The 1,747-nt window shown below is 60.9% G+C and carries 1 protein-coding gene; it reads right to left on the bottom strand.

The features are described 5' to 3' along the window. Nucleotides 1-26 precede the first annotated feature (26 nt). Nucleotides 27-1,670 (bottom strand): ISL3 family transposase, encoded by a 1,644-nt coding sequence (locus tag VQ044_RS25015; protein ID WP_331827886.1) that lies wholly within the window; start codon nt 1,668-1,670, stop codon nt 27-29. Between the last annotated feature and the right edge of the window lie 77 nt (nt 1,671-1,747).

Genomic DNA, 1,747 nt, shown 5'->3' with positions numbered 1-1,747 from the left:
TGGCTCTTGCGCATGTTGTGTGGTTTTCACGGCGCCAGGATCAGTCGGCGGCGGAGCAGTTCGAGATTTCCGCGACCATACATTGAGCGCTTGAGCAGCTTCAGCTTATTCACCTGGCCCTCGACCTGGGCGCTGCTCCAACTGGTTTCCAAAGCGGCTCGAACAGCATCGCCGTCATGCTGAAGGCCTGCGGCGAAGGTTTCGACAGGACGCAGACCGCAGCGCTTTGCGCCAAGAAGCCAATCGTCGAAGACGGGGCCGGCATCATGGGCCTTGGTTCCGACCCGGCGGACGAGATCGACGAAACGGCGAACAATTCGAATGAGGATGGCGGCGTCGCGATCCTGGCTGATTTGCAGGATCGCGTTAGCCTCTTCGATCGACCTCGTCTCTGGTGCCTTGACGATCAACCACGCGAGTTGCTTCGGGGACGGAATCGAAACAGGGTTTTGAGTGCGGGGAGCTGGCGGAGCCGTGTCGTCCGTCCTATGAGGGGCATGTTTCGACGGAGCTGTCCGGTGGTCCTGAAGCCACCGATGAATCTGGCCGGCGGAACCACCATAGCCAAGATCGCGGCATTCGCGCCAGAGCTGCAAGCCGTTTTCGCATCCGTTCGCGAGTCGCGATCTCAGCAACGGCAGATATGGATCAATGATGCTGGTTGGCGTTGCCCGCACTGCCCGCTCGGGAAAGGTATCAGCATAAGCGAACTTGCGCACGGTGGTCGGCGACAAACCTGTCGCTCGGCTGATTGCCATGATCGCCTCGCCGGCGAGGTAACGCCGCCGCGCATCGTTATATTGCATCAGTCGTCGTGTGCGGCTTTCGGAAGCGACATCAGCGTCGGAACGCAATCGTCTGAACGCTTTTATCCGACGCGTCTTCGTCGCCTTCGGCGATGACAGTTCGGGCAGCCGCCGCAAACGCGCATAAGCGCCGGCAGCCCATCGCTCGACCATCTGCCGCGTGTTGTGGAGAAGGTGCCAACGATCGGCAATCTGAACGGCGTTCCGGGCACCGATCGTTATGGCGCGCCGATATTCTGTCGAGCGGTCCCGAGCGACGATTTCGATCCCAGGCCTTGACCCAAGCCATTCGATCACCGTCTCCGCCGTGCGGTCAGGCAAGAGATCTATCGGACGGTGGCGTTGGAGGTCGACGATGATCGTGCCGTAGCGCAGCCGCTTCTTCATCGCCCAATCATCAACGCCGATAATTGTCGGTGTCGACGGCGTCGGCTCGGGCAGCAGACGAACCAGCCGAAGGATTGTGTCGCCGCTGACAGGCATTGCCATTTGCCTTGAAAGGCGGCTGCCCGCCGCTCCGCCCAGAGCAATTCCCGTTCTTGCCTGCGCCTTGGCCAGCCGCTTCGTCCTTTGCGCCGATGGTGCGACCAGCATCGGCACCTTCTCGCCGAAGGTCCGTCGTCGGCAGCCGGCATTCCCGCATACGTATCTTCGAACCCGCAGATCCAGCCTGACTGGTCGACCGGCAATTGGCAGATCAGCAGGACGGCGGTGATAATAACCGTGCACGGTTGTCGACCGCCGCCGGCATTGCGGGCACCGCGCAACCTTGTGGCGCTTCTGCAACGAAATCGTAAGTCCCGACGGACCTTCGCGCCGGATCCCATTGAAGCGACATCCTGGCATCATCGATATTTGAGGCATGCTTCCTCCACCGCATCATCTGCGGTGTTAGAAAGAGTCGCGACGCCTCAAGACCACACAACATGCGCAAGAGCCGC

It is taken from the genome of Aurantimonas sp. C2-5-R2 (assembly GCF_036549495.1).
Lineage (GTDB): Bacteria > Pseudomonadota > Alphaproteobacteria > Rhizobiales > Rhizobiaceae > Aurantimonas > Aurantimonas coralicida_A.
This window is presented reverse-complemented; position numbering and strand designations above follow the sequence as displayed.